The following is a 21,175-nucleotide window of genomic DNA, read 5'->3' on the forward strand; positions in this document are numbered from 1 at the left end:
CGATCGGCGGGGCTTGTCGTGGCCTCGATGCGCTTGTGGGATCAGCCCATCAACTGCCTGACCGCGACTTCCACGCCGCGCAATTCCGCCAGGCCGCGCATCCGTCCGTAGAGCGGGTAGCCCGGCGCGGTGTCACGATGCTGATCGTCGAGGATGTAGTGACCGTGGTCCGGGCGCAGCGGCAGTCGCGGGCCGCCTTCGCGCTCGCGGCGACGCTCCTCTTCCACCAGCGCAGCGATCACCGCCACCATGTCCACGTCGCCGGCCAGATGCGGCGCTTCATGGAAAGAGCGCGGGTCCGGCTGCTCGCGCTGGGTGGCGCGCAGATGGGCGAAGTAGACCTTGGGGCCGAAGCGCCGCGCCATGTCCGCCAGGTCGTTGTCCGAGCGCACCCCGTAGGAGCCGGTGCACAGGGTCAGGCCGTTGGCCGGGCTCGGCGCGGCGTCGAGAATCCATTGGGCATCTTGCGCCGTGGAAACCACCCGAGGTAGGCCGAGCAGCGGCCGGGGCGGATCGTCCGGGTGAATCGCCATGCGGATGCCGACCTCTTCAGCCACCGGAATAATGGCCTGCAGGAAATACCCCAGATGCTCGCGCAGCTTGCCGGCGTCGATCTCGTCATACTCGGCGAGCACCTCGCGAAAGCGCGCAAGGGTGTAGTGCTCTTCGGCGCCGGGCAGTCCGGCGATGATGTTGTTGGTGAGCTTGTCCCGGGCCGGCTGGTCGAGGGTGTCGAGATAGGCCCGCGCGGCGGCCTTTTCGTCGTCGCCGTACTCCTGCGCCGCTTCGGGGCGCTCGAGCAGGTAGAGATCGAAGGCGGCGAAGGCGGTCTGGTCGAAGCGTAGCGCCAGGGCTCCGTCCGCCAGGCGGTAGGTGAGATCGGTGCGGGTCCAGTCGAGCACCGGCATGAAGTTGTAGCAGACCGTGTCGATGCCACAGGCCGCCAGGTTGCGTAGCGTCTGGCAGTAAGTCTCGATATGGGCGTCACGCTCCGGCAGCCCCTTCTTGATGGCCTCGGTGACCGGCACGCTCTCCACCACCGACCAGGTCAGACCAGCGGCTTCGATCATTCGCTTACGCGCCTCGATCGCCTCGATCGTCCATACTTCGCCGTTGGGAACGTCATGCAGGGCGGTGACGATGCCGGTGGCTCCGGTCTGGCGAACCTCGTCGAGGCGAATAGGATCGTTGGGGCCGAACCAGCGCCAGGTGTGTTCCATGCTGATGTCCTCGTGTCAGGCGCGCTCGAGCTGGGCCAGGGCCGCGCTCAAGCCGCGTTGTGTCAGGGTACGGTAGGCGGCGGTGACTGCCTCGCCGAAGCCGGGCGCGCTGGCCAGAGCCGGGGCGAAGACCGCCTCTTCTTCCAGAAAGGCGCGCACCAGCGCATCGGAGTCATCACCGTGGCGTTCGTGCAGCGCCTGGAAGCGTTCCGCCAGGGGATCGTCCACCGGATAGGGAGTGCCGTTTAGATCTTCGCCTTTGGTGTAGCGAATCCAGGCAGCGATGCCGAGCGTCGTGCAGGGCACCGGCTCATCCGCTTCAAGGCGCATTCGGGCACCGTCGAGCCAGCGCTGGGGCAGTTTCTGACTGCCGTCCATGGCGATCTGCTGCAGGCGGTGACGCAGGCTGTCGTTGGCGAAACGCTCGATAAGCCGCTCGGCGTATTCCTTCAGATCGGTGCCCTCGGGCATGGCGAGAGTCGGTGCGGCCTCTTCCAGCATGTAGCGGCGCAGCAGGGTTTTGAGGTCGTCACGGCTCACCGCCTCGAACACCGTCTCGATGCCGTCGAGCGCCCCGAGGTAGGCGAGCAGCGAATGGCTGCCGTTGAGCATCCTGAGCTTCATGGCTTCAAACGGCGCGACATCAGTCACCATCTCGACGCCGTCCGACTCCCAGGCTGGGCGGCCTTGGGGGAAGTCGTCCTCGATCACCCACTGGGCGAAGGCTTCGCAGACCACGGCGTTCTCGTCCTCGACACCGAGTTCAGCGAGCCGCGCGAAATCCGCCTCGGTCATGGCCGGCACGATGCGATCGACCATGCTGCATGGGAAAGCCACCTCGCGCTCGATCCACTCGGCGAGCGCCGCATCGCGACGTGCCGCCAGCTGGCTTACCGCCGCCCGGGTACGCTTGCCGTTGTCCGGCATGTTGTCGCAACTGAGCACCGTGAAGGGAGCAACGTCGGCAGCCCGGCGCCGCGCCAGGGCCTCGACCAGGATACCCGGCGCGGTGCGCGGCGAAGCGGGATTGGCGATGTCGAAGGCGATCATGGGGTCATCGATCAGCAAATCGCCACTGGCCGGACTCAGGAAATACCCCTTCTCGGTGACGGTCAGGGTGACGATACGGGTCTCGGGGGCGGACATACGCGTCAATAACGCCTCGAGATCGCGACCCCAGCGCCCCTCACCGTCGCAGCCGGTGAACAGCGTCTCTTCGATCACGCCGATCTCACGCAGCGTCACATTTTCGCTATCGGCATATTCCGCCACATGGTAACGATGATCCGCCTCGCGCAGGGCATCGACCAGCCCCACGCTCGAGCGCAGATTGGCGCTGCTGATTCCCCAGCCGGCATCATTCGTGCGCTGTCGATAGCGCTCGAGGAACACCGCCTGATGGGCGCGATGAAAGGCGCCCAGGCCCAGATGGACGATACCGAGCTGGCCCTGGCCACGGAAGCAGGCAATAGCCTTGGCAGTCATGAACGCTTACTCCATCAACAGATTAGGCAGCCACAGGGAAAGCGCGGGGATATAGGAGACCAGCAGCAGCACGATCAGGTTGCATATCAGAAACGGCAGGATGGCACGGGCCACCCGCAGCATGGGCAGCTTGCCAATGCCCGAGACGACGAACAAACAGACCCCCACCGGCGGCGTGGTCAGGCCGATCATCAGGTTGAGTACCGCCATCAGGCCAAAATGGATCGGGTCCATGCCGATCCCCGTCGCCACGCCGAGAAGCGCTGGAAACAAGATGATCAGGGCGGCGATGGTCTCCATGAACGACCCCACCACCAACAGGATCAGATTGAGGATCAGGATGACCACAATGGGTTTTTCGCTGATGTTGAGAATGCCGTCGGCGATCAGCTGGGGAATCTGCTGGCTGGTGAGAATCCAGCCGAACAGGTTGGCCAGCCCCACCAGCAGCATCAACGATCCCGAGGTCAGCACCGTATCGACGATGATCTGCGGCAGGTTGCGCCAGTTGAGCCCCTTGTAGACGAACATGCCGATGACGAAGGCATACAGGCTGGCGACGATCGAGGCCTCCGTGGGGGTGAACAGGCCGCCGATGATCCCGTAGAGGATGATGAAGGTCATCAGCAATGCCCAGAAGGCGCTGCGCCCTTCCCGGAGAAGTTCCTTGAGGCTCGAGCGCCGCTCCCGCGGATAGTTGCGCCGTACCGCCAGGAGGTAGGTGGTGATCATCATCGCCACGCCCAGCAGCAGCCCGGGTATGGCGCCGGCCAAGAACATCTTGCCCACCGAGACGCCGCCCAGCGAACCGACGATGATCATCGGCACGCTGGGCGGGATGATCGGGCCGATGGTGGACGAGGCGGCGGTCACCGCCGCGGCGAAGGGCTTGTCGTAGCCCGCCCGCGCCATGCCGGGGATCATCACCGAGCCGATGCTGGCGGCATCGGCCACCGCGGTGCCGGAGATACCGCCGAACAGCATCGAGCCGCCGACGTTGGCCAGCCCCAGCCCACCGCGCACATGGCCCACCAGGGCATTGCAGAAGCGGATGATGTGATCGGTAATGTTGCCCACGTTCATCAGGTTGCCGGCCAGCACGAAGCCGGGAATGCACAGCAGCACGAAGGAGTCGATACCGCCATACAGCTTCTGGGGCACGATGGTCAGGGAGATGCCCTCGATAAGCAGATAGCTTAGCGACGAAATTCCAAGGGCAAAGGCAATTGGCACGCCCAACAAGAGCAGCACGAGAAACACGCTGAAGAGTATGGCGATTTCCATCACACGCGCTCCTGGTAAGACGATGGACCACGAACGATGGCCACGGCGGCCTCGATCAGGCCCAGCGCCGCATAAAGAACATTGAGGCCAAACAGGACAGCGGTGGAAAAGAAGATATAAAGCATCGGTACCTTGAGCGTCGGTGACGTCTGAAAGGCGCCGATCCGCGCGTACTGCATGGCATAGGGCACCATCAGCAGAGCGAACCCTCCCACCAGCAGGCATACCAGGGCGCGATAAGCCAACTGCCCGCGCCAGGGGAGAAACTGATGAAACAACTCTACATTGACGTGCCGGTTGCGCCGCAACACCAGCCCTGATGAGAGCGCCACCATATAAATGAAGAGATAACGCGACAGCTCTTCCGTCCATGCCGGTGAGCTAGGCAGCGCCAGGCGCGCAAAAATTTGCAACAGCACTACCGCCGCAATGCCCAGCAACGCCAAGGAAGCCAGGACACCGAACAGTCGATCGAGCCATGTTATCAGCCGCCCAAACGCTCCACCCAAGGGAGGTATCTCGGCGATGGCATGGAGAGAATCGCCAGGCTGCACATCGGATTCATTCATGTAAGCGCCCTTGATACTTTATGCACTGCATTTCGAGGTTACCGGCTTCGCACCACCTCGTTATTCAGGATGCGAAGCCGGTTGTGCAATGGCTTAGGGAATTGCTGAATAAATCGCCGAGCGAAATGAAGTGCAAGGCGCACGGAGCGCAGGAAACGAGACATAACATGGGGTTAGGCGAGTTTCCGAGTACCGCGCAACGCAGCAATTCGTTCGTGTAGGCATTTATGCAGCGATTCCTTAGAGGTTCTGGATGGCTTCGTAAAGTGCCAGCTGCTCCTCATTCAGCGAGGCTTCGACGGCGGGCCCGGCCTTTTCGGCGAAGGCCTGCTGATCGACTTCGACGAACTCCATGCCGGCGTCCTTGAGCGCCTGTTCGAGACGCTTCTGATCCTCGGTGAATTTCTCGGCCTCGAACTCGTGCATCGATTCCGCGGCGTCCATGACGACCTGCTGCAGCTCGTCCGGCATCGATTCGAGCTTGTTCTTGCCGATCACCACGTAGATCCAGCTACGCACATGGTCGGTCATGTTCACGTAGTCCTGGACTTCGTTGAAGCTGGCGCTCTCGATCAGCGACAGCGGATTCTCCTGGGCGTCGATGGTGCCCTGCTGCAGCGACGTGAAGACTTCGCTGAAGGCCATCGGCGTCGGCTTGGCGCCCAGCGCCTGCCAGGTATCCACGAACAGCGGCACGTTGGGCACACGCAGACGCAGGCCACTGAGTTCGTCCGGACTCTTGATGGGACGGTTGGAGGTCAGCTCACGGGGGCCGCGCTCGAACCAGGTAAGCGGCACCAGACCGGTCTTTTCCTCGATCTGCGTTTCGATCTGCTTGCCAACGTCGCCTTGTACCGCCTTGCGCAGATGCTCCGAATCACGAAAGGCGTAGGGTACGGCCATCATCGCGGCCAGGGGTGCCCAGTTCTGCAGGCTTTCCCCGGTGATGGTCATGTCGGCAGTGCCCAACTGAATGCTGTTGATCGTATCCATCTCATTGCCCAACTGCTCGTTGGGAAAAATCTGCACTTCAATCTGGCCATCGGAGTTCTCCTCGACCTGCTGCTTGAAATGCTTGGCGGCCTGATTCCAGACGTGCTGCTCGTTGGCCAGATGGCCGAACTTGAGGGTGTAGTCGGCGGCCATGGCGAAAGGCGCTGCGAGCAGCGCCGAGCCGATAAGGGTACTAGCGAAAAGTTGCTTGAGCATGGTGGTCACTCCTGACGCGATGTTGTGGCTGTTATTCCAATGGCGTTCAAGCACTCAGGTCGATCAAGACCTTGCGCGCACTTTCAGGATGGTGATCGATCATGTGGATCGCCTCACTCATCTCGGCGAAGGGCAGCCGGTGGCTGACCAGCGCCGTGGCATCGAGCCGCCCGCTGGCGAGCATCTCGATGACTTCGGGGAACTTGCGATTGTTGAGCCGCGAGCCAACCAGGGTCAGCTCCTTCTTGATCACCTCGAGCTGCACCAGATCGCAGGGCGTGGCATTGAAGCCCAGCAGGCCGATACGCCCCGCCGGGGAGGCCATGCGCACCAGCGACGGGAACAGCGCCGGCACGCAGGCGGCATCCGCGATCAATGGCACGCCTTCGCCCTGGGTGCGCTCGGCCATCACCACCTCGATGTCTTCCTTTTCGCCGTTGACGACGTGGCTGGCACCCAGGGCACTAGCTGTCTCCAGACGGACATCGATGACGTCGCACACGGTGATGTCGGTCAAGCCCTTGGCCCGGGCGACCTGCAGAATGGTCAGGCCGATGACCCCGGCGCCGAAGATCAGCAGACCATCGCCCTCGATGGGCTGCATGCGATCGAGCACGTTGGTGGCGATAGAATAAGGCTCGACCAGGGCCGCCTGATCGAGGCCGACATGTTCGGGCAAACGATGCACGTTGGCCGCGGGCACGCTGACCCGCTGTTCGAAGCCGCCGTCGCGATGCACACCGATGACTTCCAGCCGGGTGCAGATGTTGGGCCGCCCGATGCGACACGGGTAGCACTCACCACAGCTGACCACCGGATCGACGCACACCCGCTCGCCAACGGTGATCCCCTCGACGCCCTCGCCGACCGCCTCGATCACCCCGGCGAACTCGTGGCCGGTGACCCTCGGGAAGCGCACGAAGGCGTTGTTGCCGTGGATGATGTGCATGTCGGAGCCGCAGATGCCCGCAAAAGCAACACCGACGAGCACTTCGCCGGCCTTGGCCTGGGGCATCTCGATATCGACGATGCTGAAATCATGAGGTGCCTTCACTTGAAATGCTTGCATGCTTCTCTCCTTCATCATTCGGTGGGCTGGTGGGCTACCAATGCCAGAGTGTGCCGTCCTCGAGCCGGTTGACCGGCAGGCTGGCACGCTTGTAGGGGTACCGGGCCGCCAGGGTTTCGTCGATGTCGACGCCGTGACCCGGGGTTTCGCCTACCAGGAAGTGGCCGTCCTCGAAGGCGTAGTCGTGGGGAAATACCTGATCCGTCGCCGTGTCATGGGGCATATGTTCCTGAATGCCGAAATTGGGCACCCAGGTATCGAAGTGGATCGCCGCGCCGAGACACACCGGCGACAGATCGGTGGGTCCATGAAAGCCGGTACGAATGTGGTACAACGCGGCCAGATCGGCGATCCGGCGGACATGGGTGATGCCGCCACCGTGGGTCAAGGGTGTGCGAATATAATCGATCCACTGGTTCTCGATCAGCTCGCGATAATCGTGGATCGAATTGAACACCTCGCCGATGGCCAGGGGCGTGGTGGTGTGCTCGCGCACCAGCCTGAGGCTCTGCTGGTTCTCGGCGGGCACGCAGTCCTCCAGCCAGAACAGGTGGTAGGGCTCGACCGCCTTGCCCAGCCGGGCCGCCTCGATCGGGGTGAGGCGGTGGTGCACGTCGTGCAGCACATGCAGGTCGTCGCCGAAGCGCTCGCGCACCGCGGCGAACAGCTTGGGCACCTGGTTGAGATACTTCTCGCTGCTCCATACGTGCTCGGCAGGCAGTTCGGCGTCCGCCGGCTCGTAGCGCTCGCCATCGCGCTTGGCGACGCCGTAGATGGTCGGAATACCGGGAATGCCGGCCTGCACGCGCACCGCTTTATAGCCCAGCTCTACATGGCGGGCCACTTCGGCAAGACAGCTTTCGATGTCCTTGCCGGTGCAGTGAGCGTAGGCCATGACCCTTTCACGGCTCTTGCCGCCGAGCAGCTGATAGAGCGGCATGCCGGCGGCCTTGGCCTTGATGTCCCACAGCGCCATGTCCACCGCGGCGATGGCGCTCATGGTCACCGGCCCGCGCCGCCAGTAGGCGCCACGATAGAGATAATGCCAGGTATCCTCGATGCGGCTGGCGTCGCGACCGATCAGGGCGGGAATGACGTGCTCCTCGAGATAGGCGACCACCGCCTGCTCGCGGCCGTTCAGGGTGGCATCGCCGATGCCGTGGATGCCCGAGGCGGTGACGACCTTCAGGGTCACGAAGTTGCGCCCCGGCGCGGTGACGATCACATAGGCATCCTGAATCTTCATAGGCTCGCTTCCGTTTCGTGTTCGGACAAAAGCGTCGCGCTTGCCGAATCCTCGAACATCGCCGGGAAGCGGCGCACCAGATCGGGCAGCGACTGCCAGATTTCCCGCTGATGCACGGCCATGGCGCTGGCGGCCGCCTCGATGTCGCGCCGCGCGATGGTGTCGACGATGCGCGTGTGCTGATCGATCAGCTTGTCGATCGGGGTACTGTCGGGCACGCTGAGATAGCGTACGCGATCCAACTGCGCCTTGACCTCCTCGGTGACGCGCCAGGCGGCCTGCTGGTGTACGCCCAGGGACAGCGTCCGATGGAAGGCCTCATCGAGTTGAAAGAAACGGTCATAGTCCTGAGGCTCGATACAACGGCGCTGGCGTTCGATCAACTCCTGCAGTTCGGCCAGCGTTGCTTCGTCCAGCCCCTGTTCGGCGGCCAGCCTCGCTACGGCAACCTCGATCGCCTCGCGCACGAAGCGTGCCTCGAGTACCGCCTGCTGAGAGATCCGTACTACATAGGTGCCTCGCTGTGGTCGAACCTCCACCAGCCCCGCCTCGGAAAGACGAATAAAAGCCTCGCGCACCGGCTGCCGACTCACGTTGAAGGTATCGGCGATCTCTTTTTCCGACAGCGCCTGGCCCGGCGCCAGGACCATGCGAATGATCGACTGGCGCAGGACATGGTAGAGACGCTGACGCACGGCGCCGCGATCATCCGTCTTCTGCCATAGCGTCAGCAATCTCGTGTTCATGGCGAAACGCCTCTATCAGGTAGGAGCAACTCTAGCTTATCTGACACAGCTAGTATGGTAGTATGCAAGGAAGAGTGAAAGCACCTTATCTTAGACCTTAGTTTAATCTAGATCGCGAGAAGAACGATGAAACGCCGCCCCTATACAGGAACCCGCCATCACAAGGCTTTGAGCATCGTCGACCTGGAGCATCTCGCGCAAAGGCGTCTACCCAACTTCGTCTTCGAGTACATCTATGGCGGTTCTGACGACGAACAAACCCTCACCCGCAATCGCGCCATCTTCGATGACTATCTGTTCGAGCCTAGAACCCTGACGAAGGTGGGAAAGCGCGATCTCACTACCACTCTGCTGGGCATGCCCTACGCCATGCCGCTGGTAATTGGCCCCACAGGCTACAGCGGTCTAGTAACCAGGAATGGCGACATCAAGCTCGCCTCGGCCGCGGCGAACAAGCGCATCCCTTTCGTGCTCAGCAATGTCTCGACGACGTCGCTCGAAGACATTGCCGCCGTGGAAGGAGTGAACGCCTGGATGCAGATCTATTTCTATCGGGATCGAGATTATGTCAGGAAACTGGCAGAACGCTGCCGAAGCGCGGGATACGAAACCATCGTCGTCACCACCGACAGCGCCATCTATGGAAATCGTGAGTGGGATCTGCGCAACTTCCGCAAACCCATGAAGCTCGATGCACGCAACCTGCTGCATGTGCTCTCGCGTCCGCGCTGGATGCTCGACGTTCTGGTGCCGGATGGTGTGCCCACCTTCAAGAATCTGGACGATCTTCTGCCGCCCGGGAAGAACACCGTGCAGGGTGCCTCGGCGGTGATCGGCGAACAGCTCGACCCTTCGCTGAACTGGGATGACATCGCCTGGCTGCGCGACTACTGGCCGGGAAAGCTCGTTCTCAAGGGCCTTCTCTCGGGGGAAGAAGCCGAACAGGCCGCCAGGCTAGGCGTGGATGGCATCGTGCTGTCGAATCACGGTGGCAGGCAGCTCAACCATGCACGCTCACCGCTCGAGGTGCTTCCCGAGGCCAGACGCCGAGTCGGCGAGCGCTGCCAGCTCTATGTCGACAGCGGCTTTCGGCGCGGCACGGACGTGGTCAAGGCGCTGGCCCTGGGCGCCGATGCCGTCTGGCTGGGACGCGCGACCCTGTATGGCCTAGCCGCCGGCGGTCAGGCCGGCGTCGAGCACGCCCTCGATATCCTGCAACGGGAAATCGACAGGACCGTCGGCCTGCTGGGTTGCAGCAGCGTGGCCGAGTTAAGGGCGGATATGGTTACATACCTCCGTCGTTGAACCTGCCTTGTAACAGGAAGCGACGCCAGCGTTAGCTCCCCGCAAACACCACCGTCCGCTTTGCATGCAAAAACACCCGGCGCTGCAGGTGGTAATCCACCGCCCGGGCCAGGGTCTGGCGTTCGATGTCACGACCCTTGGCCACCAGATCCTCTGGGTAGTGGCTATGATCCACCACTTCCACGCCTTGGGTGATGATCGGCCCTTCGTCAAGATCGTCATTGATGTAGTGGGCCGTGGCACCGACCAGCTTGACCCCTTTCTCGTAGGCCTGATGATAAGGCTTGGCGCCCTTGAACCCTGGCAGCAAAGAGTGATGGATATTGATCGCCCAGCCACTCAGGCGGGTACACATCTCGCTCGAGAGCACCTGCATGTAGCGCGCCAGGATCACCAGCTCGGCGCCGGTTTCCTCGATGATACGCCACACCTCGGCTTCCTGCTGGGGCTTGGTTTCCGGCGTTATCGGGCAGTGGTGATAGGGAATTTCATGCCAGACGGCCAGGGGTTCGAGATCCGGGTGATTGGAGATGATCGCCCGCACATCGATGGACAGCTGACCGGTACGGTAGCGATAAAGCAGATCGTTAAGACAATGATCCGTCTTGGAGACCATGATCACCACCGGGATGCGCCTGGCGGGCGCGGCCAACTCGAAAGTCATGTCGAACTCTGCCGCTCGAGGGGCAAATTCGGCCTGGAAGCGCTCACTGTCAAAATCATCTTTTTCAGGGCGGAACTCGACACGGATGAAGAAACGCTCTGCCAGACGATCATCGAAGGAGTTGAGCTCGGTGATGTAGCAATGCTGCTCTTTCAGGAAGCGGGTGACCACATCCACGGTGCCCAGGCGGCTGGGGCATTGGGCGGTGAGTATCCAGGTGTCGGTGGCGCTCATGCGAGGTTCCTCGATCGACGATGAAAGGCAAGAACCATTCTAACCAGCCAGCGTCGAGGATTGGGAATAAATCCCATGCCTGGCCCAAGACGCACGGCAATGAGATGTCGCTACTCGGACGTCGCCAGCCTGGCCCCGAGAAAGCCAAAGGCTCCGGCGAAGGCGCGCCTGATCCACTGCAAGACTCTAGGCCGTCGGATCACGTAATCCCGAGCAAAAGATGCAAAGGCACCGTAACCAACGAAAACCACGAACGTCATCAGCATGAAGATCGCGGCAAGACCGACAAGTGCCAGGGTGGCGTTTTCGGCGCCCGGCGTCACGAACTGGGGCAGGAAGGCAAGAAAGAACAGCGACAGCTTCGGGTTCAATACATTGAGCAGCGTCCCTCTCACCGCGATACGCCACAAGCTCCCCTTAGTCGTATTGTCGGTAACGTCGAGGGCGCCGCCCTCTCGCAGGATGCTCCAGGCCATGTAGAAGAGATAAACCACCCCGAGATACTTGAACACCTGAAACATCAAGGCGCTGGTATGCAGCAGCGCCGCCAGTCCGAGAATGCTGGCGACGGCGGCAGGCACGATGCCGAACGTGCACCCCAAGGCGGCGGCAACGCTGGCTCGAAACCCCCGGCCCAGGCCAACGGCGAGCGTGTAGATCACACCCGTGCCGGGTAACAGCACGACGACGAATGACGTCAGCAAGAACTCCCAGGACATGGCGATCTCCTGATTCTATTGAAAACAGAGTGTAGTAGATGCCTTCGCGGCTGGACTGGCAAAATGGTCGGACTCCACTTCATACGCACAAAAAGCGTATAAAGGAATATGACAAAGTGAATGCCGCAACGGTTGAAATGGAGTGATATATGAACATTCGCCCGATTCGTACCGAGGAAGACTATAAAGCTGCCCTGCGGCAAGCATCCGCTTTCTTCGAGAACGAACCCGAACCCGGTACCGACGATGGCGATCGCTTCGAGGTGCTGCTGATCCTTATCGAAGCCTGTGAGGCAGAACACTATCCAGTTGACCTGCCAGGTCCGATAGAAGCCATCAAGTTTCGCATGGACCAAGAGGGACTCACGGTCAGGGATCTGGAAAAGGCCATCGGTCAGCGTAATCGGGTTTACGAAATCTTGAATGGCAAGCGCAACCTGACTCTAGCAATGGTCTGGAGGCTGCACGAGATGTTTGGTATTCCGGCAGAAAGCCTGATCAAGCCGCCCAAGAGAGCTTGAAACCTTCCGTTTGTTGACGCTGGGAATGATAAGATCCCGCCATCACAACCAGGCATCAAGCCCGAAGATGCCCGCTGATACCAATCCTGCCATCACCGCCGCATAGCCCAGGCTGTGCTTCATCATGCGGTAGCCGCTGACGCCGTAGCGCCCCTGTAGCGAAAGATTGATGCCCGAAAGAGGACCTACGGCAGTGCCGACCGCCCAGGCGCCGAGGGCGACGAAGGCGAAAAGCGTCTGTTCTCCTCCCTGAAGATTCAGCATCGAGGCAAGCACCGACACGCCAATGATGGGATGCAGGCCGGCAATGGCGCTCGCCACGATGGCCAGGAAACTGATCACCCCTTGAACGGCGCCGAACTCGGTGAAGAGCGTCCACTTGCCGCCGGTAGCGGCATCGATCAGGCTCGAAAGCCCCAGGGTGAAGAGCCCCGCGCAAAGAAAAAGAGAGATCTCGCCGCGCATGGCAGGCAACCGCTCCAGCGCATGCTGACGAGTGCGTTTGAGCGTCCAACGGAGCCCCTGAACCAAGTTGCTGATCAATGCCACCGCCGGCAGCAGGAAGGTAATGATGCTGATGATCTGCAACCCTGGCAGCAGTTGATAGTGAAAGAGCAGCACCAGCAGGGCCATGCCAGACGGCATCATCAGGCTGTGCGGCGAGAGAGAGAACCCTGCTACTTCCGAGAGATTGAAGCCTCGGGAAAGATCAAACAACGTGATCAACCCAGACAGCAGCGCCAACGGCAGGCCCACCGCCAGCACATTCAGATAGGTCATTTGCGGCGCGAGCGTCATCACCACGCCCATGGAAGCAAAAAAAGGCGACCAGAGCGCCGCGCTCGAGAGGCCACGATTGAGGGCCAGTAACTGGGGTAGGGAAAGAGGGCCATGCCGGGCCAGACGATCGCCGATCATGAACACCGTGGAAAGGTTGAGAATTGTTCCCAGCAGATGGACGCCCAACCAGGTCCCGGCGGTACCGCGCAGTCCGGTGACGGAGCGCCCGAGAGAGCGTTTTCGGCGGTTGCCGATCAACCCGATGAAACTGACCCCCACCAGCATCGCCACTACATGGGTATTGCCGTCGAGGATGCCCGGCCAACGCACGGACTCTTCATAATAGAGATCGGTCAGCAGCAGCATGGCAAGCCCAAGTCCAGCGAGAACTCCCGCCTGGAGCCGGGTACGCTGGGGTATGTCGCGCCACAGCAGCAGCGTTGCCAGCCAGAAAGCATAGCCCACCAGTTGCGGCACCGAGTCGAACTCGGTGAAACCGAGAATCTGGAGCAGCAGGCCGGAAAGGATCAGCAGGCCCGCCAGGGCATGGCGCGGCAAGGGAGAAGCCGGAGTGGGCATGACGGTCTATCGAGGCCGGTGACGAATAGTGTAAGCAGCCTAACAGCTTGGCACTGCCCTCGGAACCGTCATGAAAAGCTATCAGCGTCCCAGGCGCCGACCCATGAAACCCTCGAGCAGGTTATCCAGCTCATCCGGAGCGTTCTTTCCGGTGAACTCCGGTGAGTGAATCATTTCCAGGAAGGCGGTGACATTATCCTGGGTCTGCTGCATGGCAACGTCTTGTGGCGCGTCCCATTTCTCGCCAAACACGCGAACCGCAGCATAGATGACACTGGCGAGCCAGGGCTCGGTGTCGTCGCAGCGCATGGCGTAAAAGAACATGCGGTGCACGTCCCGAGAGGAACACTCACGATCCTCTTCGGCGATATCGTGTACCACGCTGGCACGACGAAAATTGCCCATGTAGGGCGAGCCGAACACCGGCCCCCATAAAAAAGAAGGGATGCTCGCACCGTTGACCGTTCGGCCCTTGGGCGCCAGCCACTCTCGGCCCTGGGGGTCTCGATAGACGAAATCCGCCTCCAGGCGCATCAATCGATCCCGTGATTCGGGCTCCACCAGCCAGGTGGTCACGACCTCGCCGACAAACTCGCCGTAGTCCATGGCCCCTCCCTTTTTTATCCTTACCGGTGTTGAGGCTAGTACACTCCTCCTATGCCTTCTATAGGAGCCGTACTCGATGATGTAGCAGCGTTTCCCTCTCAAGCAGGGCGTGGCCACACCTGGTGCCGGAAGCGTCCATAAAAACTTTACTATTTATTTAGAGTAAAGCATTCTTGAAATTCAACAACTATCATGTTGAAAGGGAGTAAATTCATGACCAAGGCTCTAGCTACTGTCAGCTCGAAGCGGCAAATCACGCTGCCTATCGATCTCTGCCGTGAGGTGGGCATCGCCCCCGGCGACAAGATCAAGGTGTTCATCCACGACGGTCAAATCACTTTGATGAAACAACGCCTTGGTGCGGCCAAGGGCGCGCTTGCCCATCTTTCGGGAGACCCTTCCCTGAGCGATGAAGACTCCTTGCAAGAAGCACTGGCGCAACGCGATGCCAGTCGGAAATTGGCGACTTGATCGCCATCGATACCAATGTGCTCTTGCGCTATCTATTGCAGGACAACGAGGCCCAGGCGCGCCGAGCAACGGCGCTGATCCAAGGCGGCACATTGGTACTGATGACGGATATCGTCCTCGTAGAAACACTCTGGACACTGAAGGGCAAGAAGTATCGCGCCGGCAAGCAAGCACTGGTTGATGCTATCGAAAGCCTGCTACAAGAGCCGACCCTGACGTTCGAGGACGACGAGACAGTATGGCAAGCTTTACAGGATTATCGCCAGACGAATGCAGATTTCCCGGATGCCTTGATCGCCAGAAAAGCCGCCTACCTTGCACATTCCAAAGGCGAGCGGTACTCGGGAACCTATACCTTCGATAGCCGAGCACTTGCTCTGCCCGGTACCAAGGAAGTCAGGTGATGACCATAGCGCTTTGCTTCGTTCCACGCGATGATTTCATCTGACAGACTCTGCTGCCTCCGTCGGCAGCAAGCAGCAGAGCGCTCATATCTCATTTTTATTGAGTAAACCTTTCTACATATCTACACATGACGCCTTGAGCGTACCGTTCAAGACTTATCAAGACGGCAGGTTTGCAGTCGTTCAGTCTCCTGGGCATTGTCACCGGTGAAGCGGCTCAGCCATGCGTCACTGCCCTTCCCCCACCACTCCAAGCCTGAGCCTGTCGTTAGACCTGCATGGCCGATATAACGACTGCCACTGGCCGATACTGCAGGCGCAAGGCCGAAGAGCTGATCCTTGTATTGAAGCACAAGAAAGACGGGGCCGCCCTCGTTGCCTTCCTGCGTTGTCACATACCTTGCCTCTATTACCTGATCGTTATCGCAGGTATAGCGGTAAGTCCTTTGTTCAAACTGCAAATCGCCGGTTTGGCTGGCGCTCGAGCTTTCGGAACCCGAAGTGCCGCCATTGGCGCACCCTGCTAATGCTGTAACGGTGAACAGCAAAGCCCCGACAACAAAATCAGATGACCTTAGATTCATGGGTACTACACTCCTTTCATAAACATCGCGGTAAGATTGCGCAGAGAACGCTCAAAAATAATCAGGCTGCCCACTCTTTTTTTAACTTGAACGCACTTATTCAGAAAACTGAAAATCGATCTCTTATCGACACTTACAAAGAGACAAACGCAAAAAGCAGAGTTATCGTATATCACAAGGCGAAAACGTACTCCACAACGATGCTGGGTTGCCAAACGTCAGCCAGTCTCACCTGAACCGAACAGCCGCTAGCGGCCAGAAGCGAACTCTGAGCAGAACTAAGGAATCGCTGAATAAATTGCCGAACGAGATGAAGCGCGAGGCGCACGGAGCACAAAAAACGAGACATAACTTGATGTTAGAAGAGTTTTGAGCACCGCGTAACGAAGCGATTCGCGCGTGTAGGCATGTATGCAGTGGTTCCCTAGAGCACCATGGTTGCAAAACTGATTGTTGCATACCCTATTAACTCAGAAGCCAAGCACGCAAAAATACTGAAGCCCGCATATGCGGGCTTCAGTATTCGAAACCTTACGGCTCGAAAGCGCAGACCAACCGGAGGTTAGGCGAGCTTGATATTGGCGGCCTGAAGGCCTTTCTTTCCCTGGGTCACATCAAAAGAGACTTGTTGACCATCTTGTAGGGACTTGAAGCCTTCAGCCTGAATCTCGGAGAAGTGGGCGAACAGATCGTCACCGCCATCAGCAGGAGAAATGAAGCCAAAACCTTTGGTGTCGTTGAACCACTTAACTGTGCCAGTTGCCATGTTCGATATCCTTGCGCGCGATGGCGCTATATATAAATTTGCCGGGTATTGCCCGAGGTACAGCGGGAAAAACAAGGGGAATATAACCAGGCTACCGAAGGACTCGATTACAACTGACGATATGCTACTTGCTAACCAACTGAAAGCATCGTGCCATAGCGCCTTAGTCCAGTCAACTAGATATGCCGAGGAGGCCCGGTAAGACGCCATGACGGATTTTATTGCTTAACCCGGCCCGGGGTTCATGTTTCTCCTCCTGGGGGCTTATCGTTGCACGTCCACTGCTGCTGGGTAAGATTAGTCTTATGTGGATCTATGGAGACTCACATGACGACCGTAACGCTCTCTGCCGCTTCACGCGATGATGTCACCCAACGCGCGCTGGCGGCCTTCGAAGGTAAACAGCAAGGTGCCCATATTTCGTTCTCGTCTGTGGACTTGCTGTGGCAAATCATGATGCGTAAACGCTGGCAGCTGCTTAAGGCGATGACCGGACAAGGGCCCATGAGCATTCGCGAAGCTGCCCGGCGTGTCGAGCGGGACGTAAAGACGGTGCATGGCGATGTCCATGCGCTACTCGATGCTGGGATTCTGGATCGTACCGACGACGGCCATATCGTATTTCCTTTCGATGCCGTACATGTCGACTTCACACTGACAGCAGTGGCCTGACACTCAGGTATATGCGCCAATTTTATCGGGAATACCACAGCTCGCCAAAACTCCAACCACTGGTTGGAGAAATTGAACCCGATCATCCTTCAACGCTGCAAGGATCCGCTGGAGCGGGAGTTCTATCTGCGCATGACCCGCAAGTTCGGCTGGTCGAAGAACGTGCTCGTTCACCAGATCGCCAACCAGAGCTACGAAAAATTCCTGTCGGACCAAACCAGCTTTGATCAGGCGTTAACGCTGCTAGCATGCGCACCTTGGTAGTGGAGACAAAGCTGCAACGAAAAAGGCGTCGCTGTGCCTGACCTTGTTAGCGATCTTTGCCGATCCCAAGGTCCTTGCGCATTTCCTGTAACATTGCATCGATGGCATCTGTCCGCGGCTTTGAGTTTGGTGATGTCCGCTTAACCTCTTCAATCCGCTCACTCAAAGCAGAAGAAGCCACAAGCTGAACCCTCGCCACCCACAATCCAAAATCGACCTGATTCTCTGCTCGAGTCTTCCTCATTCATCTTTGCAAATGCCGCGAGAAAACCCGTAAACGCTTCTTTGAGCTCCGATAATCGTAAATCTTGTTGCTTAGCCCGTTGCGCAAGAATGTGCTGGATAAACGCAGTCAACGCTGACCCAACTCCAAGACCACCGAGAAATAAAGCCCAAGAAGATTCCATCAGCCCCTCCAACTATCGTGCCGGCTGCGTGACACGAATGTACGCGCGACTGCATTTGCCCGAGCGCCATTTTGATCCCAAACAGCCAGTTGCCCATGCCCTAGCCCTCCCCCACCAACCACTCCCGCTGTTCCTCTATCCCCATGCTGATCAGCCTTGGCTCCTCCTGCTGCATGGCCTGAAATGCCGCCTTGCTGTCGAGGCCCCACCAGTTGAGCTGGATCAGCGCCTGGGCGACGGCGCCGCCGAGGGTGGCGCCGGGGCCGGGAATGACAATGCGGTCTGGGGCGAATTCGCGCAGGCCTACCTTGAGGGCGGCGGTGAAGTCATAGGGCGTCACCAACTGTTCGCCGAGGGTGTAGTCCCACAGTGCTTCGGGATCGGTGCTCCAGGGGGTCCAGAGCTTGCCGCGACCGTCGATCAGCGGCACGTCGGGCGCCTGAAATGGTGTTGCCGGCAGGCGCGTTCTGGCCTCGGCCTTTACGCTTTCCTGCATCGGCGTATGAAAGGCGGCGTGCTGATGCAGGCGCAGGGGGAAGCGCTCCATTGGCGGCAGTTCCTCGGCAAGCCGCTTGAGCCCGGCCTTGTTGCCGCCGAACACCAGCATGCCGCCGAGGTCGATGGAGAGATAAAGTTCGCTGCCGTCCTGTCCGTGCAACTTTTCGATCAGCGCCAGCAGTTCCCGGCGATGCTCGGGCTGGGGTCGCCACTGATCGTCGACCCAAGGGTAGAGCAGCTGGCCACCGTTGAGGGTGGTCTGCATCAGGTGGCCCATGGTGTTGATCAGGGTGAAGGCGTCGTCCTGGGCGAGCGCGCCGCCGAGGGCCAGGGCGATGTACCAGCCCATGGAGTTGCCGGTCACGGCGCAGATCTCGTAGCGCTCCCGGTCGATGGCCAGCGCGTCCGCCAGGGCGCAGGCGTAGATCAGCGGCGAGGCGTGATCGCCGCGCCCGTGCAGGCTCAGGCGAAACGGGGTCTCGCCGTCAAGCTCGCTCAAGGTGGGCTGATCCTGCTCACGGCGCAGCGCATCGAAGCGTGCAAGCCACCCGCTACCGGCGGCGTGGCGCGTCAAGGTGCCCCACTCCGCCTGGTTGTAGGTGCCGCGCCCGGGGCAGACGATCAGCAGGCGTTCCTTGGGGGTTGGCGGGGTCAGCTCACTCATGTCCGGCTCCCTGTTACTGTACGCTCAGACGCGATTTGCTTGGGTAAAAGGCTTTCGGCACGCTCACAAATCGCCGCGACCGAAGGCAGCGTGACCGTCGCCGCCGGTCCCAGGGGGATGAAGCTGTCCTCGGCGGTCAGGCGGTGCAGGCGGTGGGATTCCATGCCCCGCTCCACCAGGCCGGTGATGACTTCCTCGCTGGGCGAGCCGCTGCGCCGACATTCGTCCACGCACAGTACCTGGGCGCAATCGCCGACCCGGCGATGAATCTCGTCGTGATCCAGCGCCGTCAGCCAGCGCAGGTCGATGATGCGAAGCTGTATGCCTTGCGCCTCCAGCCGCTCCCGGGCCTGATGCGTGAGATAGACGCCGTTGCCGTAGGTGAGGATCGCCAGATCGCGCCCCTCGCCCCACTGGCCGAGCGAGCCCACGAGCAGGCGATGTTCCGGGCCGGGATCAGGGAAGCTCCAGCGCTGATCGCCTTCCTCGATGAGATCGCGGCAGTGATACAGGGCGATGGGTTCGAGCATCACCACGATGCGCTGTTCCTCGTCTGCCAGACGCACTGCTTCTTGTAACAGCCCCACCGCGTCCGCGGCGTTCGAGGGGCAAGCCACCAGCAGGCCGGGAATGTCGCGCAGCACGGCGATGGCGTTGTCGTTGTGGAAATGCCCGCCGAAGCCCTTCTGATAGCCCAGCCCGGCGATGCGTATCACCATGGGATTGGTGTACTGCCCCTTCGAGAAGAAGCTCAGGGTGGAGGCCTCGCCGCGCAGTTGGTCTTCGGCGTTGTGCAGATAGGCCAGGAACTGGATCTCGACGATGGGCACGAAGCCGTTCTGGGCCAGACCGATGCCTAGCCCCAGAATGCTCTGCTCGTCGAGCAGGGTGTCGATGATGCGATAGGCACCGTACTTGGCCTGCAGACGCTGGGTCACGCCGTAGACGCCGCCCTTGCGGCCGATGTCCTCCCCGGCCATGACCAGGTGGGGATATTCCGCCATCAGCCGATACAGGGTCTGGCTGAGCAGCCGGGCCATGGTGGCCGGTGTTGCATCCACCTCAGCTTCGATGGGCTGGCGACGGCTGGGGCGATGCGGCGGCACGATGGAGGCCATCACCGCCTCGGCGCTTTCCAGCTTGGGCTGACGAATCGCCACTTCCGCGACCTGCGCCACCCGTCCGCCGATGTGGTGATAAAGCGCTTGAATGGTCTCGGGTTCGAGCACGCCATGACGTATCAACAAACCGGCGCTGTACAGTAGCGGATCGCGAGCCTCGGCGGCCTTGATCTGCTTCGCCGACAGGTAGGCCTGCTGGGCGTCGGAGCCGGCGTGACCCATCAGGCGCACACAGTGCATGTGCAGGAACACTGGCTGCTTGAGGCGGCGCGCCAGACGCTCCGCCTCGCGGGCGGCGCGGTAGGTATCGAGCAGGTCGAGCCCGTCGCAGCTGATGTAGTGAAAGCCGGGACGCCCACGCATGCTCTGCTCGATCCAGCCGGCAGGGGTCGGCGTGGAGATGCCGATGCCGTTGTCCTCGCAGATCATGACCAGGGGCATCGGTGTGCCCTGATAGGCCGCCCAAGCCGCCGCGTTAAGAGCGCCCTGGGTGGTCGAGTGGTTGAAGGAGGCATCGCCGAAACTGCACAGCACCACGCTGTCGGTGGGCCACTCCCCCGTTCCTCGGATGCGACGCCACAGGCCGAGGCCATGGGCGGCCCCCACCGCCTTGGGCAGATGGGAGGCGATGGTGCTGGTCTGGGGCGGCACGTTGAGTGCCTTGGAGCCCAGCACCTTGTGACGGCCACCGGAGATCGGGTCCGCACTGGAGGCGGCGAAACTCAGCAACATGTCGTAGATTGGCGTCTGCCCGGGCAGCTGCTTGCTGCGCTGGAGCAGAAAGGCCGCGTCACGATAGTGCAGGAATGCCGGGTCGGTCACCCGAAACGCGGCGGCAATTGCGGCATTGCCTTCGTGACCGGAACTACCGATGGTATAGAACGCCTCGCCGCGGGCCTGCAGGCGTCGGGCATGCAGGTCCAATTGGCGGCTGAGCACCTGGGACTCGAACAGTTCCGCAAGCGCGGGAGCCGTCAGCCCCACTTCATCAAGACGCCATGCCTGGGCAGGGCTCGGCCAGTCGCCGTCGCGCAGCACCTCGAACAGGCGTTCTTCCAAGGGGAAGGGATTCATTGTTGTTTGGCTCC

At 60.5% G+C, this 21,175-nt stretch carries 23 protein-coding genes; 6 read left to right on the top strand and 17 right to left on the bottom strand.

The annotated features are described in order from the left end of the window. Positions 1 to 41: 41 nt before the first annotated feature. From uxuA to ACPF7Z_RS02800, 8 genes are all read right to left on the bottom strand, one after another. Positions 42 to 1,220: a mannonate dehydratase gene (gene uxuA / locus ACPF7Z_RS02765; protein ID WP_425191632.1), complete on the bottom strand. Its 1,179-nt coding sequence runs from the start codon at positions 1,218 to 1,220 to the stop codon at positions 42 to 44. A 15-nt stretch (positions 1,221 to 1,235) separates the two neighbouring features. Continuing rightward, positions 1,236 to 2,705: a mannitol dehydrogenase family protein gene (locus ACPF7Z_RS02770; RefSeq protein ID WP_425191633.1), complete on the bottom strand. Its 1,470-nt coding sequence runs from the start codon at positions 2,703 to 2,705 to the stop codon at positions 1,236 to 1,238. A gap of 6 nt (positions 2,706 to 2,711) precedes the next feature. Further along, positions 2,712 to 3,989, bottom strand: coding sequence for a TRAP transporter large permease (locus tag ACPF7Z_RS02775; RefSeq protein ID WP_425191634.1), 1,278 nt, complete (start codon positions 3,987 to 3,989; stop codon positions 2,712 to 2,714). Then, positions 3,989 to 4,558, bottom strand: a complete 570-nt coding sequence (locus tag ACPF7Z_RS02780) for a TRAP transporter small permease (protein ID WP_425191635.1) — start codon at positions 4,556 to 4,558, stop codon at positions 3,989 to 3,991. The genes ACPF7Z_RS02775 and ACPF7Z_RS02780 overlap by 1 nt, the downstream gene beginning before the upstream one ends. Before the next feature lie 240 nt (positions 4,559 to 4,798). Next, positions 4,799 to 5,767, bottom strand: a complete 969-nt coding sequence (locus ACPF7Z_RS02785) for a TRAP transporter substrate-binding protein (protein WP_425191636.1) — start codon at positions 5,765 to 5,767, stop codon at positions 4,799 to 4,801. A 46-nt stretch (positions 5,768 to 5,813) separates the two neighbouring features. Continuing rightward, positions 5,814 to 6,836: a Zn-dependent oxidoreductase gene (locus ACPF7Z_RS02790; protein WP_425191637.1), complete on the bottom strand. Its 1,023-nt coding sequence runs from the start codon at positions 6,834 to 6,836 to the stop codon at positions 5,814 to 5,816. Positions 6,837 to 6,870: 34 nt separating this feature from the next. Continuing rightward, the gene (gene manD / locus ACPF7Z_RS02795) at positions 6,871 to 8,082 is read right to left on the bottom strand and encodes a D-mannonate dehydratase ManD (protein WP_425191638.1); all 1,212 of its coding nucleotides are present in this window, start codon (positions 8,080 to 8,082) and stop codon (positions 6,871 to 6,873) included. After that, on the bottom strand, positions 8,079 to 8,828 hold the full coding sequence (locus ACPF7Z_RS02800; protein WP_425191639.1) for a GntR family transcriptional regulator: 750 nt from the start codon (positions 8,826 to 8,828) through the stop codon (positions 8,079 to 8,081). Before ACPF7Z_RS02800 ends, manD begins: the two co-directional genes overlap by 4 nt. A gap of 126 nt (positions 8,829 to 8,954) precedes the next feature. Between ACPF7Z_RS02800 and ACPF7Z_RS02805 the strand changes: the two genes are divergently transcribed. After that, positions 8,955 to 10,133, top strand: a complete 1,179-nt coding sequence (locus tag ACPF7Z_RS02805; protein WP_425191640.1) for an alpha-hydroxy acid oxidase — start codon at positions 8,955 to 8,957, stop codon at positions 10,131 to 10,133. A gap of 31 nt (positions 10,134 to 10,164) precedes the next feature. Here the strand turns inward: ACPF7Z_RS02805 and purU are convergent, their stop codons facing one another. Then, the gene (purU, locus tag ACPF7Z_RS02810) at positions 10,165 to 11,031 is read right to left on the bottom strand and encodes a formyltetrahydrofolate deformylase (protein ID WP_425191641.1); all 867 of its coding nucleotides are present in this window, start codon (positions 11,029 to 11,031) and stop codon (positions 10,165 to 10,167) included. A gap of 110 nt (positions 11,032 to 11,141) precedes the next feature. Beyond that, complete coding sequence (locus ACPF7Z_RS02815; RefSeq protein ID WP_425191642.1) at positions 11,142 to 11,750, bottom strand: LysE family translocator; 609 nt, start codon at positions 11,748 to 11,750, stop codon at positions 11,142 to 11,144. A gap of 149 nt (positions 11,751 to 11,899) precedes the next feature. Here ACPF7Z_RS02815 and ACPF7Z_RS02820 point away from each other — a divergent pair, with 149 nt between their 5' ends. After that, positions 11,900 to 12,271, top strand: coding sequence for a helix-turn-helix domain-containing protein (locus ACPF7Z_RS02820; RefSeq protein ID WP_425191643.1), 372 nt, complete (start codon positions 11,900 to 11,902; stop codon positions 12,269 to 12,271). 42 nt (positions 12,272 to 12,313) lie between these two features. Here the strand turns inward: ACPF7Z_RS02820 and ACPF7Z_RS02825 are convergent, their stop codons facing one another. Both ACPF7Z_RS02825 and ACPF7Z_RS02830 read right to left on the bottom strand, forming a co-directional pair. Next, positions 12,314 to 13,630 (bottom strand): hypothetical protein, encoded by a 1,317-nt coding sequence (locus ACPF7Z_RS02825; RefSeq protein ID WP_425191644.1) that lies wholly within the window; start codon positions 13,628 to 13,630, stop codon positions 12,314 to 12,316. An 81-nt stretch (positions 13,631 to 13,711) separates the two neighbouring features. Further along, on the bottom strand, positions 13,712 to 14,236 hold the full coding sequence (locus ACPF7Z_RS02830; RefSeq protein WP_425191645.1) for a DUF1353 domain-containing protein: 525 nt from the start codon (positions 14,234 to 14,236) through the stop codon (positions 13,712 to 13,714). Between the two features lie 213 nt (positions 14,237 to 14,449). Between ACPF7Z_RS02830 and ACPF7Z_RS02835 the strand changes: the two genes are divergently transcribed. Both ACPF7Z_RS02835 and ACPF7Z_RS02840 read left to right on the top strand, forming a co-directional pair. Further along, positions 14,450 to 14,707: an AbrB/MazE/SpoVT family DNA-binding domain-containing protein gene (locus tag ACPF7Z_RS02835; RefSeq protein ID WP_425191646.1), complete on the top strand. Its 258-nt coding sequence runs from the start codon at positions 14,450 to 14,452 to the stop codon at positions 14,705 to 14,707. Beyond that, positions 14,704 to 15,111 carry a PIN domain-containing protein gene (locus tag ACPF7Z_RS02840; protein WP_425191647.1) on the top strand — a complete coding sequence of 136 codons (408 nt, stop codon included), beginning with the start codon at positions 14,704 to 14,706 and terminating at the stop codon, positions 15,109 to 15,111. Before ACPF7Z_RS02835 ends, ACPF7Z_RS02840 begins: the two co-directional genes overlap by 4 nt. A 149-nt stretch (positions 15,112 to 15,260) precedes the next feature. Here ACPF7Z_RS02840 and ACPF7Z_RS02845 read toward each other — a convergent pair whose 3' ends face one another. Beyond that, positions 15,261 to 15,695 (bottom strand): MliC family protein, encoded by a 435-nt coding sequence (locus ACPF7Z_RS02845; protein WP_425191648.1) that lies wholly within the window; start codon positions 15,693 to 15,695, stop codon positions 15,261 to 15,263. 562 nt (positions 15,696 to 16,257) lie between these two features. Then, positions 16,258 to 16,461 (bottom strand): cold-shock protein, encoded by a 204-nt coding sequence (locus tag ACPF7Z_RS02850; protein ID WP_298411137.1) that lies wholly within the window; start codon positions 16,459 to 16,461, stop codon positions 16,258 to 16,260. A gap of 327 nt (positions 16,462 to 16,788) precedes the next feature. On the opposite strand from ACPF7Z_RS02850, the gene ACPF7Z_RS02855 reads away from it, so the two are divergent. Both ACPF7Z_RS02855 and ACPF7Z_RS02860 read left to right on the top strand, forming a co-directional pair. Continuing rightward, the gene (locus tag ACPF7Z_RS02855; protein WP_425191649.1) at positions 16,789 to 17,133 is read left to right on the top strand and encodes a hypothetical protein; all 345 of its coding nucleotides are present in this window, start codon (positions 16,789 to 16,791) and stop codon (positions 17,131 to 17,133) included. 72 nt (positions 17,134 to 17,205) lie between these two features. Continuing rightward, positions 17,206 to 17,397 carry a DUF1016 N-terminal domain-containing protein gene (locus tag ACPF7Z_RS02860; RefSeq protein WP_425191650.1) on the top strand — a complete coding sequence of 64 codons (192 nt, stop codon included), beginning with the start codon at positions 17,206 to 17,208 and terminating at the stop codon, positions 17,395 to 17,397. Between the two features lie 158 nt (positions 17,398 to 17,555). On the opposite strand, the gene ACPF7Z_RS02865 is transcribed toward ACPF7Z_RS02860, so the two are convergent. The 3 genes from ACPF7Z_RS02865 to ACPF7Z_RS02875 all read right to left on the bottom strand — a co-directional run bounded on the left by ACPF7Z_RS02865 (position 17,556) and on the right by ACPF7Z_RS02875 (position 21,161). Next, a complete protein-coding gene (locus ACPF7Z_RS02865) occupies positions 17,556 to 17,804 on the bottom strand; it encodes a hypothetical protein (RefSeq protein WP_425191651.1) in 249 nt (82 codons plus the stop codon). Positions 17,805 to 17,904: 100 nt separating this feature from the next. Then, positions 17,905 to 18,966 (bottom strand): ACP S-malonyltransferase, encoded by a 1,062-nt coding sequence (locus ACPF7Z_RS02870; protein ID WP_425191652.1) that lies wholly within the window; start codon positions 18,964 to 18,966, stop codon positions 17,905 to 17,907. Next, complete coding sequence (locus ACPF7Z_RS02875; RefSeq protein WP_425191653.1) at positions 18,963 to 21,161, bottom strand: thiamine pyrophosphate-dependent enzyme; 2,199 nt, start codon at positions 21,159 to 21,161, stop codon at positions 18,963 to 18,965. Before ACPF7Z_RS02875 ends, ACPF7Z_RS02870 begins: the two co-directional genes overlap by 4 nt. Positions 21,162 to 21,175: the final 14 nt, after the last annotated feature.

The organism is Halomonas sp. GXIMD04776 (assembly GCF_049808615.1).
Taxonomy (GTDB): Bacteria; Pseudomonadota; Gammaproteobacteria; order Pseudomonadales; family Halomonadaceae; genus Modicisalibacter.

Excerpts from the sequence above, each read along its gene's own strand:
- uxuA (WP_425191632.1), bottom strand. The coding sequence starts at position 1,220 with ATGGAACACACCTGGCGCTGGTTCGGCCCCAACGATCCTATTCGCCTC.
- ACPF7Z_RS02770 (WP_425191633.1), bottom strand. The coding sequence starts at position 2,705 with ATGACTGCCAAGGCTATTGCCTGCTTCCGTGGCCAGGGCCAGCTCGGT.
- ACPF7Z_RS02775 (WP_425191634.1), bottom strand. The coding sequence starts at position 3,989 with ATGGAAATCGCCATACTCTTCAGCGTGTTTCTCGTGCTGCTCTTGTTG.
- ACPF7Z_RS02780 (WP_425191635.1), bottom strand. The coding sequence starts at position 4,558 with ATGAATGAATCCGATGTGCAGCCTGGCGATTCTCTCCATGCCATCGCC.
- ACPF7Z_RS02785 (WP_425191636.1), bottom strand. The coding sequence starts at position 5,767 with ATGCTCAAGCAACTTTTCGCTAGTACCCTTATCGGCTCGGCGCTGCTC.
- ACPF7Z_RS02790 (WP_425191637.1), bottom strand. The coding sequence starts at position 6,836 with ATGCAAGCATTTCAAGTGAAGGCACCTCATGATTTCAGCATCGTCGAT.
- manD (WP_425191638.1), bottom strand. The coding sequence starts at position 8,082 with ATGAAGATTCAGGATGCCTATGTGATCGTCACCGCGCCGGGGCGCAAC.
- ACPF7Z_RS02800 (WP_425191639.1), bottom strand. The coding sequence starts at position 8,828 with ATGAACACGAGATTGCTGACGCTATGGCAGAAGACGGATGATCGCGGC.
- ACPF7Z_RS02805 (WP_425191640.1), top strand. The coding sequence starts at position 8,955 with ATGAAACGCCGCCCCTATACAGGAACCCGCCATCACAAGGCTTTGAGC.
- purU (WP_425191641.1), bottom strand. The coding sequence starts at position 11,031 with ATGAGCGCCACCGACACCTGGATACTCACCGCCCAATGCCCCAGCCGC.
- ACPF7Z_RS02815 (WP_425191642.1), bottom strand. The coding sequence starts at position 11,750 with ATGTCCTGGGAGTTCTTGCTGACGTCATTCGTCGTCGTGCTGTTACCC.
- ACPF7Z_RS02820 (WP_425191643.1), top strand. The coding sequence starts at position 11,900 with ATGAACATTCGCCCGATTCGTACCGAGGAAGACTATAAAGCTGCCCTG.
- ACPF7Z_RS02825 (WP_425191644.1), bottom strand. The coding sequence starts at position 13,630 with ATGCCCACTCCGGCTTCTCCCTTGCCGCGCCATGCCCTGGCGGGCCTG.
- ACPF7Z_RS02830 (WP_425191645.1), bottom strand. The coding sequence starts at position 14,236 with ATGGACTACGGCGAGTTTGTCGGCGAGGTCGTGACCACCTGGCTGGTG.
- ACPF7Z_RS02835 (WP_425191646.1), top strand. The coding sequence starts at position 14,450 with ATGACCAAGGCTCTAGCTACTGTCAGCTCGAAGCGGCAAATCACGCTG.
- ACPF7Z_RS02845 (WP_425191648.1), bottom strand. The coding sequence starts at position 15,695 with ATGAATCTAAGGTCATCTGATTTTGTTGTCGGGGCTTTGCTGTTCACC.
- ACPF7Z_RS02850 (WP_298411137.1), bottom strand. The coding sequence starts at position 16,461 with ATGGCAACTGGCACAGTTAAGTGGTTCAACGACACCAAAGGTTTTGGC.
- ACPF7Z_RS02855 (WP_425191649.1), top strand. The coding sequence starts at position 16,789 with ATGACGACCGTAACGCTCTCTGCCGCTTCACGCGATGATGTCACCCAA.
- ACPF7Z_RS02865 (WP_425191651.1), bottom strand. The coding sequence starts at position 17,804 with ATGGAATCTTCTTGGGCTTTATTTCTCGGTGGTCTTGGAGTTGGGTCA.
- ACPF7Z_RS02870 (WP_425191652.1), bottom strand. The coding sequence starts at position 18,966 with ATGAGTGAGCTGACCCCGCCAACCCCCAAGGAACGCCTGCTGATCGTC.
- ACPF7Z_RS02875 (WP_425191653.1), bottom strand. The coding sequence starts at position 21,161 with ATGAATCCCTTCCCCTTGGAAGAACGCCTGTTCGAGGTGCTGCGCGAC.